Source organism: Paraburkholderia sp. BR10923 (genome assembly GCF_040948765.1).
GTDB classification, from domain to species: Bacteria; Pseudomonadota; Gammaproteobacteria; order Burkholderiales; family Burkholderiaceae; genus Paraburkholderia; species Paraburkholderia youngii.
The window spans coordinates 340,853-356,467 of sequence record NZ_JBFPKO010000009.1 but is presented as its reverse complement, the minus strand read 5'-3'; the positions used below and the strand labels follow the sequence as shown (position 1 = coordinate 356,467).

Sequence of the window (15,615 nt, the reverse complement as noted above, 5' to 3'; positions counted from 1 at the left end):
CCCGAAAGGGCCGGGGTATTTCCTTCGTGTCGTGAATGGGTTCGCCGGCAGCCTGAAGCCGGTTCACGTACGGAGACTAAGAGCCATGTCTGATACCGACTTTCTCCGGCTCGCCTGGTATGCGCGGGTCGCTTGGGGCGGCGACAGCTTCGCCGCGTGCCGGGCGTTCGAACGGTTTGATTCAACGCGGAATATCAACTGCGCCGACCTCGTGCGCATTCTCGACGAGGGATTCGACATGTCCGAACGAACACAGGTGTGGCTTGTCGGTCGTCGACGATTGCCGCTTTCCGCGTTCATCAACGAGGTCGCGCGTGCGGGGGGATATGTCCCGGCCTACATCGCGGAAGGCTGGGTCAAGCCCGTGCTGATTCGTCGCTCGCTGTTGTAATGACCTGACGCCTATTGGCACGGCGTGACGCCAACTTTTTTTGCGCGAAAGGCTAAAACCGGTTTCTCTACGTAAGTAGGCCCGATGCGTTTGCACGGGTCACTCTCTTACTTTCATGAGGACACCACGTATGAGCCGCACCGCAAAGCAACGCAGCAATCCCCACCACCAGACGCTCCCGCCGTTGCGGAAAATGTTTGCCGATGACCCCGGCGCACAGGCGGCTTACCGACTGTTTGAACTCTGCTGTAGTCACGCGGGTGGCAGCACGACCGCGATTGCGACATTTCTCATCGGCCTGTACAACAGCCAGTACGCCTCGGGTGGTGACCCTGCCTGGCTCTGCATATGGAGCGACGACGCGACGTTCGATGACGTCATCGCGACCATGCGCTGGATACGCCAGAACAGTCAGTACGAAATCCACCACATCTTCGCCGGGGACGGCGGCGACACGATGCTCGAACTGATGCGGCGGTTCGGGCTTTGGCCGCTCGCGGCGCAGGAGGGCTGACGAGAAACGACGTTCAATCGGCGAGGGCGGGCAGCAGGCCGTCGTACCACAGGCTGCCCGAGACACGCTCGCTGGCGACCAGGCTTTTGTCGACGGGTAACAGGACGAGGTCAACGTCAGCGGCCTGGCTCTCACTGATGTCGCCGAGCGCGAGCGCTTCGGCAAACGAGCGGCACATGGCGCGTAGGGCATCGACGTTTGTGCCCACAATCGCGACACGCTGCAGGAACTGGCCGGGAGCCAGCTCGCTGAGGCGATTGCCAGCGGGCAGATACCGGCTGCTGAATTGCACGACCGTCGCGCGCTCTTTCCTGTTTTTCCACGCGTTCTCGACCTCGACCCAGACAAGGCCTTCCTGCATGTCGAGAAGGGCGTCGGGTACCTTGCAATCGACGCTGACAATAGGTGCACGCCCGCTCTGGATTTCATGCTCAGTCCAGACTGTCGTGCCCTCGTTGATGTGGTGAATGACGTACCAGTTCGCGCACGCGCGGTGGACCGTGTTGCCAAGCGGCAGGCTGGCCCCGCTGCGCGCCTTCAGCCCGGCCGCCTCGTTGAGCAGGCGCGCCCCGGCCGCCGAGAGCGTATAGCAGTCGCCACCGTCAGGCAGCGGGCGGCGCAGGACGATGCCGTCGTCAGCCAGCGCCCTGACGGCGCGCCGCGCCATCGCTGGCGACTGTTTGGCCGTTGGCCAGACGAGCGCGGCAATCATGCGGCTCGTGAGCCAGCCAAAGCGGTGGAGGTAGCCAAGGATGGCGAGCGTGTTGCGCTCGCCGATGATGCGTTTGTCGATTGTCATGCAGTCGTTTCCCGTGTCGGGGCACGAGAAGACCCTCGTGCCATCGACTCGTATAGAAACGGCTCAACGACAACACCGATGCGACCTGGCGGCCGCATCAGCCTAACGCCGTGCTTTCCCCGCTGGACGCGGGCCGCACGGCTGAGCGCTAGGGCGCTCCACGGCTTGAAAGGCAGCGACACCCTCCGACGCTGCGCGCCGGGGCAACCCCCTCGTCCCTTTCCATGCACGACACAAGCCCCCGGCGGAGCGGGGTCTGTATCGAGCATGAAAAGGCGTGGCTGGACGCCCCGGCCTTTGGCTCCCAGGCGGTTGCCCCGGCGCTCCGCTCTGGGGGTGTCGGGGCTGCGCCCCCAACGAACTAGCCAGCGTAGGCGCTGGCCCGCACTTGGACCGTGCTTACGTTCGTCGGCTCCCCCGGCCGTCTCGGCCTCGCTGGGGCGAGGCGCATCGTCGGCGGCAGCGGGCTGGACGCCCTTGCCCCACCGCTTTGCGGCGGCTCCCCGGCAAACCATCTGGAAAAACCGGTTGTCGCAAGTGCCTGATTTCGTTGCGCATTCAACCGTGGATGAAAATTTTTTGAGAAATTTTCAAAAAAAATTGCGAAAAGGCTAAAAAATCCGGCCCCGGTTCCTACACGTCTCACGCTGGAACGTCCTCGCACCGTTCAGCCCGATGGCTCAAAGAGCTGTCAGCCAAAGTTGGCTAGCTGTGCGGTTAGGACATCAGAGATGAAAATGCATATTACCGAGCAGGCCCTCAACAACGTCACCGTGCCCGCTGGCAAGGACAAACTTGTCGTATTCGACCAGGAGCAAACCGGGTTCGCTGCAAGCATCACGCCCAAGGGCACGATGAGCTACGTCATCGTGTACCGGAACGCGCAAGGCAAGCAGCGGCAGGAGAAAATTGCCGCCGTCGGCAGCGTGTCGGCCAACGCGGCGCGGGCAATGGCCCGCACTCAGCTGGCCAGCATTGCTGCTACCCGTGGCGAAACGCTGGCACCGCGCCGGCCCTCTTGCCCGACCGTGGATACGTTCTTCTTTAATACGTACCTGCCGGTACTCAAGAACAATGGTCGACAGCATTCCGCCCACACGTCGATTTACCGCAATCATGTCCAGCCCGTTTTCGGTCAGCGCCGCCTGGACGAAATCAGCACCCAGGATATCGTCGCATTCAACACGCATCTGCGCGAGAAGGTCGTCGCCGGGGGGCGCTGGCAGAAGCAGTCCAGCAAGCCACTGGCAGAGGGGACCGTCAAGCGCGTGCTCATCCTGGTCCGACACCTGTTCAACGAGGCCATCAAGGCGCACGGCAATGTCGTCCGCCAGAATCCGACCCACACCTTGAAGCTCACGTCCGAGCGCAAGGTCAAGGGCCGGTTTCTGACCAAGAGCCAGCTTTGCGCCTTGCTCAAAGCCGCCGAGGCTTCTTCGAACGTGCATCTGGCGAATATCCTGCGCGTCATGGGCACGACCGGCTTGCGCCGGGAAAACGTGCTCGCGATGCAATGGGCGTGGTTCGATGCCGAGCGCGGTACGCTGACCGTGCCGGCAGAGGCCGACAAGGCGAGAAAGGGGTTCACCCTGTATCTGTCTGGTGACGTTCTGGGGTTGCTGCGGAAGTTGCAGGAATCGGCAGAAGGGCCGTGGGTGTTTCCGAATCCGAAAACCGGCAAGCCGTATTATTCGTGCTACGACGCCTGGGTGACGGCCTGCAACAAGGCGGGCCTGCCTGGACTGCGCATGCACGACCTGCGACATACCTATGCTTCGATGATGCTGGAATCCGGGTCGGATATTGTCGACGTTCAGCGTGCACTGGGACATACCCAGCTGAAAACGACGGCGGTTTATCTGCACCTGACCGAAGGCCGCAAACGCGCACGAGCGGATGCGGCCGCACAGGCCACTGGGCTGTTCGCATGAGCCGGCAGCCAGTTTGCTTTACCCACCCCGCTTCGGCGGGGTTTTTTATTTGTCTTCTGACGCGGTGCACGGTGCGAACGGTCAGACAGTCACGACGCGAAGCTCGATGTTGGGAAACGGACGTGCAAGCTTGTGCGGTGCACCCTGAACCCGTCCCTGCTATCACCAGCGTTAGCAAATTCCACTTGTGTGACGCTGCAAGACAACACCGATGAAGGCGGTCCAAGTTGCGACGAACGTACCTCGCACCCTGCTTCGCTATTACTGCATTTTCGGGGAATGACGCGGCAGTTGCCACGAATCCTCTCCCAATCCGTACTGGTTAGCTGACAGCCAGCATCCTGCTGACTTGCTGACCGAACCAAGCCCCCAAGTGGAATGTGCCTGGATGCGGAATATACGACGTCGATAAGTCAGTGCAAAAACTGACTTGTATAAAAAATTCGGATACCTTATTAAAATTCAATAGGTTAGGAGCCTTTTGGCCCTACGCTCACTACGGGTGCGGATAACTTCACGCTGACCGGCAGCAACAATGTCGTCAATGGCGTCCTGAACGACGCCTCTGTGACGGGCAACGCCGCCGCGACGCTCACGCAGCTGGACAAAATCTCCGGCACCGGCACGGGTAACGTCCTTAATCTCGTTGATTTGCAAGCGGGCGGCACGGCCTTGGCGACGGGTATCTCGGTTTCGGGCGTGCAAACGGTCAACGTCACCGCTAGCGGCGCGTCCGGCGCGGATAACTTCTCGAACTTCACTGGTCTGACCCAGTTGAACGTGACGGAAGCTGGTGGTGCTGCGGGCACTACTGCCGCTGCTACGACGGCTGTGACGCTCACTGACAGCGCTGCTGCCGCGTCGACAATCAACGTTCAGGGCGGTTCGAACGTTGCTGTCACGGCTAATGGCGTGACGGCTGCCGGCACCATCAACGTCGGTACGACGACGCAAGCGGCCGGTACCGTTTCCGTCACCGAAAATATGCTGGCCACCCAAACGGGCCTCCACACGGCTGACGCTATCAACGTGACGGGCGGTACGTCGGTCACGGTCACGGCCAACCTGAATGAAAAGGCTGGCGCGGGCAACACGGTCACGGGTGGTGTTATTTCCGTCACGGGCGGGTCGGCCACGACGACCGTCACGGTCAATCAAACGGCTGCCGCAACGGCTGCTAACGCACAGCTGGCAGTCGCCGGCGTGTCGCAGACGGTCGGCGCGACTCCGGCCGCGCCCGGCGTGCAGGCAGTCACTGCCACCACGCAGACGCCCGCAGAGCTTGCTTCCGCCGCCGTTGCAGGTGTGGTAGACGGTCAGGTTATCGTCCAGGACGCAAACTACGGCACGCAGCTCGCCAACACCATCACATCGGTGTCGCTGGCAAACTTCGGCAACAACTCGCAAATCAACGACAACGCTCTGACGTCTCTGTCGCTGACGGGTGGCACTGGCACGCTGACGCTGACCAATGGTGCGACCACGCCGACCAACACGACGCTCGCCCTGTCGTTGGACGGCGTTGGCACGAGCGCAGCAGGTGTGACCTTCGCTGACGCAAATGGTGAAGTTAAGACGCTGAATGTGACGACGGCTACGGCAGACTCGTACCTCACCGTTACGGATGCCCATCTGCAGAGCCTTAACATCTCCGGCACGAACACGCTGCATCTGAGCACCGTTCCGGCCACGGTCACGACGATTGCAGTGTCGGGTGCGGCAGGCTTCAACGATGGCGGCACGCTGGCCGCTGACGCCGCGCTGACGTCGTTCACCACGACGTCGAGCGGCAAGATTGTGGCTACGCTGGACGATACGAAGCAATCGTTCGTTGGTTCGACCGGTCAGGACGTCATCACGATTTCGGCGGACGCTACGAAGGCCATCACCGGTGGTTCGGCGACGAACAACGAGGTCATCTTCAACAAGGCCGCGACGACGTTCAATGCTACCGCTGCAGACCTGACCAACACGAACGTGACGGGCTTCAGCGTTTTCGGTCTGGGTGCAAACTCGTCGGGGACGTGGGACCTGAGCAAATTCAACTCGGGCTTCAACGCCATCGACGTGACGGCCGGCAACACCGCAGCTAACGTTGCCAATACCATCGTCAACGCTGCGACCGGTACGTCGCTCAGCATTGACGGTTCGGGTACTGACACGGGCTCGGTGTCCTTGTCGTATGTTGACACCACCGGCGCGACTGACACGACCAACCTGACGATTGGTTCTGCGACGGCTGCCGGCCTCAGCATCGCTAGCGTGACCCTCGCTGACGCAAACGGAGTCGGTGTCAATACCGTCAACGTGACGACCTTGGGTACGGACATCAATAACGCGGGCGGCGCAACGGATACCATCGGAGCGCTCAACGACAACGGGCTGTCTGTCCTGAATGTGAGCGGAACCGCAGGTCTGTCGATTACCGCGCTCGACGAAACAGCGCATCAGGCAACGGCGTTCACCATCAACTCGACCGAGTCGGGCCAGAACGGCACGACGATTGGCACCCTGACTGACATCAACCTGGGCAACCTGACCTTCACGGGTACGGCTAATGCCGATGTCGGTCAACTCGTTGTCGCGGGTGGCTCGGTGACGAACCTCACCATCACGAACTCGGGCACGGGCATGGCTACGGTGGGTGACGGCACCGCCTTCACTGATGCCGCACTGACCAAGTTGACGCTGAACGGTAATGTGAATCTGACAACTGGCGTGTTGGCAGCAACGAGCGGCGTCACCATTGCTGGTTCGACGGACAACGCTCACGTCACGCTTAACCTGGCGGGGGCCACGACCGGTACCGACTCCATCAGCCTGGGCAACGCCAACAACAGCATTATCGATACGAGCATTGGCGGCACGGTCAACGTTACCGTCGGAACTGGCTTCAATCTCATCAAGCTCGGTGACTTCGGTGCTGCTGGCACGACGACCACGGGTACCTACAATGTGACCCTGGGTGCCCACACGGATACGGCAAGCCTCTACGACAGCATCTTCGTCGCGGATACGGGCTCGGCGTCAGTTGTTGCCACCCCGACGACGGTGATTACCGGTGCAGTGAAGGGCGACGTCATTACCACGACTGACGCCAACGCACTCACGGTCACGACGCTGACGGCTAACCAACTGTCGAGCCTCGCGAATGCGGCAAATCTGGCTACCGCAATCAGCCAGGCTTCGGCGATGACCGTTGGCGCTCATGGTGTCGATTCGTTCGTGTACGGTGGCAACACGTATGTGGTTGAAAACGTTGCTGCTGGTACTGCCGCTGCGACCAGCACGGTTCTCGAACTTGCTGGTGTGCATACCATCTCGAGCACGGGCAACGCGGCAGGTGCGTTCCACGTCGCAAGCTAATAGGCCTTTGTAGTAGTAAGCATAGCCTTAGCGTTGAAACCCCGCCTTCTCACGAGAGGAGCGGGGTTTTTATTTTCTTGGATAAGTAGGCAAAGTTTTCCGGCCCTATCCACCGAGCCGTGCTTCGCCTGTGCTGACGGATAAGGATCCGATCCGGCGCTGCGCGAGATGGAAATCTCGATCAATAGGACCTGGATCTAACCAGCTAAACAGGAGCGGCAAAGGTGCGGCACTCCAACGGGGCAAGTAAAGTCACGGTTAAGAGCGGTTCATATGTAAAACTCTGGACCGGATCGGACAGACGATGTCAGATCGTTCGGTTCAGTTCGGCCAGGAAGCGTCACTCGCTCGCCGCCGCGCAGCCAGTGGAGATTGCCCCACATCGGACCCTGCCCCGCGACGGCTGAGGCCGGATACGATTTGGCATCACAGCGGTAACTAAAGGAATCCCCTCATGCCCGGCACTTTAAGCACGACTCCAGCAATCAAATAGCACGCAACGCAACTCAAAGCGCCGGTCACGCCAAACTTGACCAAGGGATTGGCATGCACGCTGCTCCATGAGAGTGCGATCGCCACCAAAATCGGGGGATGCAAGATGTATATAGAGTAGGCTCGTCTCGACAGGCGACGCATCAAGCGGCCTAGTCGTGAGAAATTCCGCTGAAAAAAGCGGAGCAAGAAGAGGATGATGCCCCATGCGACAAACGGTTCCCAAAGCGCATACACGACGTGCATCGTGTCGTGTCGCGATTTCGGTGATGCTCCTGAGAGATAGTAGGCGAGCGGCAAAATCGGCAACGTCACGAGGCTGACAAGCGACCAGAACTTCACCTGTCGGGCTGGGAGGAATTCCAGCCGCCGCCCTCTTGCAGCCGCAAATCCGGCAGCGAATAGCACGACGTAGCTCGCGAAATACCCGAGCTGAAGGCCCCACACATTGACGCCGACCGGCCACCTGATCCTCAGGATGAATGCCGCCGCCCCAGTCAATAGTGCGCCGACGCCAAGCGTCGAGCTTGTCGGGAACGAGACCTCGCGAACACGAAGTGGATCACCTACGTAGCGGAGGAGGGCCATGCCGGCGGCGAGCAACAAGGTGAAAATCAACAACGCCTGAGCAAACCACATTGGACCGGAGTCGAATGTTCCTCTCGAAACGAGCGTCCCGAGCGTCGCTCCAAAAGGAAGTCCCTTGCTGGTTTGCGCCAATGCAATGGTAATGGGACCAAGCACCACCCCGTAGAACAACAATGGCAAGCCCAACCTGAAAAAGCGGTCAAAAAGGAATTGAGGCAGTCCTTTTCTGGCCAGAGACGATCGTGAGTAATAGCCCGCGAGAAGGAAGAACAGGCCCATGAAGAAAGCCTGGTTGACGGTGCAGAACAACACAAGGCAGATGGTTGCGACGTCCCGGCTCGGCGCGACCTCGTGGTAATACCAACCGCCAATCGCCCCGTAGGTAATAGCGCAGTGATGAAACACCACCAGTAATGTCGTAAATGCACGTAGCGCATCTAGGCCGACATTTCTGTCGGTCTGAATGAAGTTCGCCGGGGAAACCTCGCTCCCCGACGCCAGATCGTTGGCCGCTATGGACACGTTTCGTATCGGTGATTTTGCTGGTACGCCAGAGAAGGTGGTCAATCTACTCCGAAAATATTACAGAGTGCCAACCAGACCGCCATGCGGCTATCGGCAGCGGCCGGAGGACTGGACCGCGATCCCTCCCTGGTCGGCTGGACCGGGGGTGGAATCCTCGATGACTTGAGACGGCGCCACATTGCCGGTCGCTCCCGGCGCGAACACGAGAATGCGCCTGTTCGGCTCGGCAACAAAGAGTCGCCCGTCGGAGGAGACGCTGATCTTGTTGGCGCCCGGAAAGCCAGGCCCAGTGATTCCCGTGGCTGGACCGCTGATCGTCCGCACTGGCGGCACATTGCCGCTCGCCCCGGCGGCGAAAACGCTCACCTGGATCTGCGTGTGGTCTGTGGTCGTGTTGTAGACGAACAATTCGTTCGTACGAGGATCGACAGCGATCGTCAGGTTGTTGGATGCTGCCCCACCTTCCCCACCCGCCAGCAGCCCGGTGTTGCTACCAGTGAGGCTGCGCAGAAGCGCCGGGGAGGTGAGGCTCCGGGCCGTGCCAAGCGTGTCGATGATCGCCGCTCCCCGGTCGTCATAACCCGCAAGCAGCAGATTGTCCTCGTTATCGACGGCAAGGCTCACGTACACCCGGAGATTTGGAGATGGGTCAGAAATGACAATCGGCTGGAGCAGCAACCCGGTGCTGTTGACGGGAGCGACAAAGAGCGGGCCAGCCCCGGCGCGAATGCTCAAGATGAAGTCGTTGAGGTGGGAATCCACCGCGATGCTCACCAGATCATTCCCCGGCAACGTGAACGAGCGACTGGGCGCCGCATTGTCCTCGGCCTTCGGCGGAAAGATGGCGACGGTGCCGTTGGTGAGAAACTGCGCGACGTGAAAGAAGTCGTTCTTGCTGAAGGCGATCGCCCGAGCAGTGCCGAAGGTGGTGCGCGGCCCTTCCAGCACCTGGCAGGGCTTGGTCGCTCCGTTGGCGCGCAAGGAGTAACCGCGAATCTGATCATTCAGACCGATGAAGACGGCGTCGTCGGGGCAGGCGGCTTGCGCCAGCCGGACCCCGAACAGCGCACTGAAGATGGCGACATATAGCGCGAGTTTCATGATAGGCCCCCTCAGCAAGTTCCTCGGCTGGGTTTACGGAGGAGCGTTTCGTACTCCTTGAGCATAGACCAGCTCAGCGGGAGCCGAAAAATAAAGTTCCGCGAATTGGAACCGGTAGTTCTGGCGGGCGATGCGACGGAATGCCCATCGAAATCGAACGGTAATCCAGGGGCATTCGGGCGTCTTGACTAACAGACTGCTGAAATACAGCCGCGCAGGAACGGCTTACCACCACCTGCGCGGCTGACGGCGCGATCTTTTCGCAGGTGCAATTTCAACGTGAATCCAGCGACGTGAGGCCAGTTTTGAGAGAAATGCGATTGGCCCCGCGAGGGCTTGCATGTGGGACGCAAGCGCGTGGCGCGCCTGATGCGCCTTCCCTGTCTGCGCGGCGTAAGGCGGCGCTGGCCCGCACCACGCGGCAGCACCCGGGTGCGCGGCGCGCGTCCGATCCGGTGCGCGGGCAATTCAGCGCCGAAGCGCCCAACGTACGGTGGATGGCGGACGCCACCTATGTCCTGACTGGCGCAGGATTGCTTACGAAATAAGTTTAATCAAACACGAAATTGTATGCGTCCAGCGAACCGCTACACAACGTCCCCTAAAAGAAGGGAGCACTCGTCATGAAAAACGCGAAGCTTAACCCTAACAACGAAGGATCCGGCGCAATTTCAGCAAGGCGTTTTTCGTTCCTATCCTATCTGTTCGCCGCCGTCTTTTTAGGTCCCTGGATGTCCGTCGCGTCCGGGCAGTCGGTCGGACAGCCTTTGGCTCCAGTCACCGACACAGGACCTGCCGCGGCGGCATCACCGATCAATACGTTGGCGGCCACGTCCGTGAACGTGTTGACCTATCATGGCGACACGAATCGTACTGGTTGGAATTCGAACGAGACGACCCTTACCCCTTCCAACGTCAGAGCCGGTTCGTTCGGCGTCTTGCATGCAATCAAGCTCGGCGACCCAGTGAACGACTGGGTCGACGCGCAGCCGTTGGTTGTTTCCGCGTTGAACGTCCACGGGACAACACAGGATGTCGTATACGTCGCTACCGAAGCCAACAACATTTACGCCTACTCGGCTTCCACGGGCACGCTGCTCCTCCAACGGAACCTCGGGACTCCGGTACCGCGATCGAGGCTTCCCGGCGGCTGTGACAACAACGGCCCGACCGTGGGAATCAACTCCACGCCGGTGATCGATCTGGGCACCCAAACGCTATATGTGGTCTCGTTCAAGCTGGTAAGCGGCACGCCGAGCTATTGGCTCCACGCTCTTGACATCACCACCTTGGCTGACAAAGCGGGTTCTCCGACCTCGGTCTCGGCTTCGCGTACCCTGACGGACGGCACGACCTACAATTTCGCCGCAGGGTTCAGCCGGCAGCGTCCCGGTCTCCTTCTGGCGAACGGAAACATCTACGCCGGTTTCGGCAGCTTCTGCGACATACGCGCCGACCAGTCGCGCGGCTGGGTGTTGGGATGGAAGGCGAGCACGCTGTCACCGCTTCCTGCGAATGGGTCGAATGTTGCGAATCAGTTGATGAACAAGCTGGCGACTTCCCCCAACACGTTTTTCCTGTCGTCCGTCTGGATGTCCGGGTATGGCATTGCCGCGGGTCCGTCGGGGGAGCTGTACTTCATCACTGGAAACTCAGACCCATCCGGTACGACCTACGCTCCTCCAAACAATATCCAGGAAAGCGTGGTGAGGCTCTCTGCCGACCTGACCACCTTGCAGGACTATTTCACCCCTTCAGGTACTAATGGCGTCGCATCGCTAGATGCCGCGGACGACGATTTCGGTTCCGGTGGCGCCATGGTTATACCGGCCATCTCCGGAGAATCGGTTGGTACGGTCGTTGCCGGAGGAAAGCGCGGCCATCTATACCTCATCGACCGGAGCTCGATGGGTCACAACGACTCGGGCAGAGCGCTTTCCATCGGCGGTTTCGGTTCCTGCTGGTGCGGTCCATCGTATTTTATGGGATCGGACGGCGTCCGCCGCGTTGTCGGCAGCGGCGGCAGAAGCATAAGTGTATGGAAGGTTCCGGCAAACCCGCCGAAGCTGCAATGGGAAAAAACGTTTGCTAGCATCGCATCCGGCCAGGATGGTGGCTTTTTTACGACGATTTCATCGAACGGCACATCAGCCGGGTCCGCGATCATCTGGGCCGTCGGTCGCCCCACCAGCACTGCTGCACCAGCCAACGTGACGCTATACGCCTTCGACGCTTCAGCTTCAGGTGGCACAACACCGATCTTCTCGTCCGTCGCCGGCTCCTGGCCTGGCCCCAACTCCAACGCCAACATCGTGCCGACTGTCGCCAACGGCAAGGTCTTTGTCGCCAGCTTCGCGGCCCTGAACATCTTCGCTCCGGGCGGGACGCGCGCTCCCGTCGTAGTCCAGCCCCCGCCTGCTCCGCCAGCATCTCTGCCCAGCCAAATCTACGGAATCGTCGCTTCGGTAGGCACGTTGCAAATCACCATCCAACCTCAGACCGGAGCCCCTGTGCTCGTTGACACTTCGGCTGCCGAGCAGGCTCACCTGAGCGTACCGCTCGTGGTCGGAAAGGCCGTCCACGTCTTCGGCCCATTCAGCAGTGGAGCGTGGCACGCGGAAAGAATTCTTCGTGCTAAGGACGACCCTGAATCTTGGGTGCCCACGAACTGACGCCTTTGCCGATTCCAGTTTGTGCCGAAACCGATTGGCGCTAATGGAAGAACTGCAGCAATCGGTTTCAATCTGAACGGGGCAAGGAAGACAGACATTGCCGAAAAGGCTGATAGGTCATACATGAAATAACTGAGGGGAGGTTGCCAAAACTTTGCTTGTGCCCACGATGAAGAAGACCGCAAACGCCACGAATGGCCCTTGCTGCTGGCGTTGCCAAAGTGCTGCAGCGGTTGCACTATCCGCTGGACGTGATGTTGTTGTGCGTGCGGCGGTATGTGGCCTATTCGCTTAAGTCATCGGCATCTTGAGGAGATGATGGCTGAGCGCGCCACTGGCGTGGATCGTTCAACAGTGCATTGATGGTCCATCAAGTTGGTGCTTTGTTAACGCACGCCCACCTGGCTGGCCGGTAAACGTGGGCATCGAGTTTGCGTGATGCCGGCTGCTGTCGAGACCGGGCACGAAATTTCGCCGGGCCGCCGGCGCAACGTTGTTCCGACCGCTGTTTCAATCGAAGGAGAAAGCACGTATGCAATGGACGACTCCGAGCTACACCGACGTACGCCTCGGTTTTGAAATCGTAATGTATGTCGCTACGCGTTAAGCCCGCAACCTGGCCGCACGCCGCGGCCCCCTTGCGGTTTCGGTTTGTGCTTGACCTCTGCTTCGAAAAGACATTTCGCAAGCACAAGTCCATCGAAATGCCCACCCCGACCGTCGACAATCTGAAGGAGCATCTTGTACGATCCGTCCTTCCTGATCGCAGTGGTGAGTAGCGCGCTCGGTCGATTTATCAGAAGTGGGTCGGGGCCTCGCGCCCAACGTCGATTTTCATGAACCGACAAAGCCACACCCTCGACCCCTAATAACACCTATAAGACCTAGTCCCATGACCTTAGCGAGTTCACCCAGACTGCACCAAAAATCCTGCTGTTCGCCGCTGCTTCCGTTCGACTGTCTCGCCGCAGCGATCCTCGGCACGCTGTTATGGTCGGTATTGTCGAACAAACAGTTCTCCGCCGATGGCGCATCATTTTTCATCGAAATCCTGCGTTCACGCGATGTGAACCATATCGCATGGTCGCGGCAGTTTTCGTACGAGCTGGGTCAATGGCCGCTAGTGCTGGTCCTGCACTGGGGCTTGTCGAATGCCGCACTGCTCCGCTTCATTTTCGGGCTCGGCTATGTGCTGCCTTTCATAGCCGCCTACCTGATTGTGCGCGTGCAGGTGACAAAAGGCGCAGTCCCCGCGCTGCTACCAGGTTATCTTTTCGGCATGCTGTCGATTGCGCTGCCGAGCGACTTTCTGTTGGTCGGCGAAAGTCAGTTCCTATTGCCGCTTGCGTGGCCGATGCTCGCATACTTACTGCAGCCTGGCCGATTTTCTTCGGCCGCATGGCTGTTACCGATTGCGCTATCTGTGCTTCTCACGCGCATGTACGAAACCCAAGCCGTCACACTTGCGCTCTTCGGTTTGATCCTGGCACTTCGTTCACGTGCGCAATTGACTGCTCTCGCACGGCAGCGACGTTATCTGGTGCTGGGCCTTATTTGTCTCTGTATTGCACTATGGGTGCTCGGTGCTGCAATTGCAGCGTATTGGATTATTTATCCGCGTGATCCGGCCAACCGGGGCGCGTTTCTACATGGGCTCGCTCATACGGCGCAAAACGCGGTATTTGACGTGAGTATGCTTGCAGCGCTGTGCTTTTTTATCGGACTGCGAGTACCCAAAACACGTGGGCTGCTGGTCGCGGTGCTGCTTGCGATCAGTTATCTATGCTGGCATGAACGGTTCGATTTCTTCAATGCGCAGATCAGCTTCGACTCGCGCGTGCTGACCCTGCTTTGGTTGCCGCCGCTCATTGCTCTCAGTGTATGGAGGTTCGAAGCGTGCGCCGTGACGTTCGGCGTTGCGCTGTGGTTTGCCGTGGTGTCTGTTGCACCATTGGCCGTCGATCTGGCCAGCACGAATGTGTGGCGCGACTATGCAAGCCAGGTCACGAACTGGGCAGCCAGGAGGGACGACGGACTGGTGCCGGCCAGCGTGCATCAACTGGACCGGCACCCGGCCAGTTGGAACTGGACATTTCCATCATTGAGCATCGCGCTGGGTGCTCCACACGTCGGTTCGGTGCTTGAAAACGCGCCCGGCGTTGCATGGCAGCCCTTCAACCCAGCCACGGAATTGCCGCTTGCTTCGTTTGCTGGTTATCGCGGCACGCTGGCACGCCAACCGTAACAACGATAGTGGCTGCTGCCGGAACGCAGCAGCTCGGCTGTCTCGTGTTGGGCGAATACCACGAGCCGAACTTCTCGCTCAGAAAGATCATGTCACTGCTCCGTTTGCATAACCGATGTTGTACAATCCGGTCCGCTTCACAAAGCCTGTTCCCCGATAGCTCAGTCGGTAGAGCGCCGGACTGTTAATCCGTAGGTCCCTGGTTCGAGCCCAGGTCGGGGAGCCAAATGCGGGAGTAGCTCAGTTGGTAGAGCGCAACCTTGCCAAGGTTGAGGTCGCGAGTTCGAGCCTCGTCTCCCGCTCCAGCGTTACGTCATCTAGACGGCCCATGTGGCTCAGTGGTAGAGCACTCCCTTGGTAAGGGAGAGGTCGGCAGTTCGATCCTGCCCATGGGCACCATCAAACGTTCGCACCGGCAATCAATCTGCCGGCTTCTTCGCGATCAATCCCCACGCTCGCTTGTAGATGATCGGTCAGTCACATCGCTTGAGCGGCCGAGTTTTTCACACATCGACGTCCATCGAAAGTCATCCCGCTTGGCCAATGATGACCTGTTTGTGATTGCGATCACAGCTTCTCTCGAACACCGGCGTATATTCTGCGCACTGACAGAAGCCCTTGGTATGCAACAGGTAAAGAACGGGACGTCACACGACGAAGACGCGCGAGATATGACGCTCGCAACGGTACAGCGATGGCGCATCGATTCGACGAGCCTGAACGTGACCGTCCATCTCGACGCGGACAGGTTTCCGGCGAGCCCTGTCGCACCCAATCAGCGTGGCTTCGTACTGGATGCGGAGCAGGCACGTCAGATGATCCGTGACCTGAGTGGGGCGGTGCTGGCACTGGAACTTCAGCGACACGTTGAACAGGCAGTCGATCTCCCTGATCCTCTCCAAAGCGACGAGACGCCACGCCGAGCACGCCGCGGCCGCCGCGCCACCGACAAGGCGCAATTTGCTTTGCAGTGACTCAAAAACCGGTAGGG

The 15,615-nt window shown here is 59.7% G+C and carries 11 protein-coding genes, 3 tRNA genes and 1 pseudogene; 12 read left to right on the top strand and 3 right to left on the bottom strand.

Annotated features, from left to right (window positions below; translation table 11 throughout):
• Nucleotides 1-85 precede the first annotated feature (85 nt).
• Both AB3X94_RS19950 and AB3X94_RS19945 read left to right on the top strand, forming a co-directional pair.
• Complete coding sequence (locus AB3X94_RS19950) at nt 86-391, top strand: hypothetical protein (RefSeq protein ID WP_368612456.1); 306 nt, start codon at nt 86-88, stop codon at nt 389-391.
• A 130-nt stretch (nt 392-521) separates the two neighbouring features.
• Nucleotides 522-905: a hypothetical protein gene (locus tag AB3X94_RS19945; RefSeq protein WP_368612455.1), complete on the top strand. Its 384-nt coding sequence runs from the start codon at nt 522-524 to the stop codon at nt 903-905.
• Between the two features lie 13 nt (nt 906-918).
• Here AB3X94_RS19945 and AB3X94_RS19940 read toward each other — a convergent pair whose 3' ends face one another.
• Nucleotides 919-1,704: a hypothetical protein gene (locus AB3X94_RS19940; protein WP_368612454.1), complete on the bottom strand. Its 786-nt coding sequence runs from the start codon at nt 1,702-1,704 to the stop codon at nt 919-921.
• Between the two features lie 731 nt (nt 1,705-2,435).
• On the opposite strand from AB3X94_RS19940, the gene AB3X94_RS19935 reads away from it, so the two are divergent.
• Together AB3X94_RS19935 and AB3X94_RS19930 are read left to right on the top strand one after the other, a co-directional pair.
• Nucleotides 2,436-3,635 carry a tyrosine-type recombinase/integrase gene (locus tag AB3X94_RS19935; protein WP_368612453.1) on the top strand — a complete coding sequence of 400 codons (1,200 nt, stop codon included), beginning with the start codon at nt 2,436-2,438 and terminating at the stop codon, nt 3,633-3,635.
• Nucleotides 3,636-4,202: 567 nt separating this feature from the next.
• Nucleotides 4,203-7,001: a beta strand repeat-containing protein gene (locus tag AB3X94_RS19930; protein WP_368612452.1), complete on the top strand. Its 2,799-nt coding sequence runs from the start codon at nt 4,203-4,205 to the stop codon at nt 6,999-7,001.
• A 438-nt stretch (nt 7,002-7,439) separates the two neighbouring features.
• Here the strand turns inward: AB3X94_RS19930 and AB3X94_RS19925 are convergent, their stop codons facing one another.
• Together AB3X94_RS19925 and AB3X94_RS19920 are read right to left on the bottom strand one after the other, a co-directional pair.
• A complete protein-coding gene (locus tag AB3X94_RS19925; protein WP_368612451.1) occupies nt 7,440-8,648 on the bottom strand; it encodes an acyltransferase in 1,209 nt (402 codons plus the stop codon).
• A gap of 45 nt (nt 8,649-8,693) precedes the next feature.
• A complete protein-coding gene (locus tag AB3X94_RS19920) occupies nt 8,694-9,707 on the bottom strand; it encodes a hypothetical protein (RefSeq protein WP_368612450.1) in 1,014 nt (337 codons plus the stop codon).
• 623 nt (nt 9,708-10,330) lie between these two features.
• Here AB3X94_RS19920 and AB3X94_RS19915 point away from each other — a divergent pair.
• From AB3X94_RS19915 to AB3X94_RS19880, 8 genes and pseudogenes are all read left to right on the top strand, one after another.
• Complete coding sequence (locus AB3X94_RS19915; protein WP_368612449.1) at nt 10,331-12,379, top strand: hypothetical protein; 2,049 nt, start codon at nt 10,331-10,333, stop codon at nt 12,377-12,379.
• 194 nt (nt 12,380-12,573) lie between these two features.
• Nucleotides 12,574-12,739, top strand: a pseudogene (locus tag AB3X94_RS19910) (IS6 family transposase); the annotation flags it as partial.
• 172 nt (nt 12,740-12,911) lie between these two features.
• Nucleotides 12,912-12,986, top strand: coding sequence for a pyrroloquinoline quinone precursor peptide PqqA (pqqA, locus tag AB3X94_RS19905; protein ID WP_113062024.1), 75 nt, complete (start codon nt 12,912-12,914; stop codon nt 12,984-12,986).
• A gap of 285 nt (nt 12,987-13,271) precedes the next feature.
• Nucleotides 13,272-14,624 (top strand): hypothetical protein, encoded by a 1,353-nt coding sequence (locus AB3X94_RS19900; protein ID WP_368612448.1) that lies wholly within the window; start codon nt 13,272-13,274, stop codon nt 14,622-14,624.
• Nucleotides 14,625-14,774: 150 nt separating this feature from the next.
• Nucleotides 14,775-14,850: transfer RNA gene (locus AB3X94_RS19895), tRNA-Asn, on the top strand.
• Between the two features lie 3 nt (nt 14,851-14,853).
• A tRNA-Gly gene (locus tag AB3X94_RS19890) sits at nt 14,854-14,929 on the top strand.
• A 19-nt stretch (nt 14,930-14,948) separates the two neighbouring features.
• A tRNA-Thr gene (locus AB3X94_RS19885) sits at nt 14,949-15,023 on the top strand.
• Nucleotides 15,014-15,598: a hypothetical protein gene (locus AB3X94_RS19880; RefSeq protein ID WP_368612447.1), complete on the top strand. Its 585-nt coding sequence runs from the start codon at nt 15,014-15,016 to the stop codon at nt 15,596-15,598. The genes AB3X94_RS19885 and AB3X94_RS19880 overlap by 10 nt, the downstream gene beginning before the upstream one ends.
• Nucleotides 15,599-15,615 lie beyond the last annotated feature (17 nt).

Excerpts from the sequence above, each read along its gene's own strand:
- AB3X94_RS19950 (WP_368612456.1), top strand. The coding sequence starts at position 86 with ATGTCTGATACCGACTTTCTCCGGCTCGCCTGGTATGCGCGGGTCGCT.
- AB3X94_RS19945 (WP_368612455.1), top strand. The coding sequence starts at position 522 with ATGAGCCGCACCGCAAAGCAACGCAGCAATCCCCACCACCAGACGCTC.
- AB3X94_RS19940 (WP_368612454.1), bottom strand. The coding sequence starts at position 1,704 with ATGACAATCGACAAACGCATCATCGGCGAGCGCAACACGCTCGCCATC.
- AB3X94_RS19935 (WP_368612453.1), top strand. The coding sequence starts at position 2,436 with ATGAAAATGCATATTACCGAGCAGGCCCTCAACAACGTCACCGTGCCC.
- AB3X94_RS19920 (WP_368612450.1), bottom strand. The coding sequence starts at position 9,707 with ATGAAACTCGCGCTATATGTCGCCATCTTCAGTGCGCTGTTCGGGGTC.
- AB3X94_RS19915 (WP_368612449.1), top strand. The coding sequence starts at position 10,331 with ATGAAAAACGCGAAGCTTAACCCTAACAACGAAGGATCCGGCGCAATT.
- AB3X94_RS19900 (WP_368612448.1), top strand. The coding sequence starts at position 13,272 with ATGACCTTAGCGAGTTCACCCAGACTGCACCAAAAATCCTGCTGTTCG.
- AB3X94_RS19880 (WP_368612447.1), top strand. The coding sequence starts at position 15,014 with ATGGGCACCATCAAACGTTCGCACCGGCAATCAATCTGCCGGCTTCTT.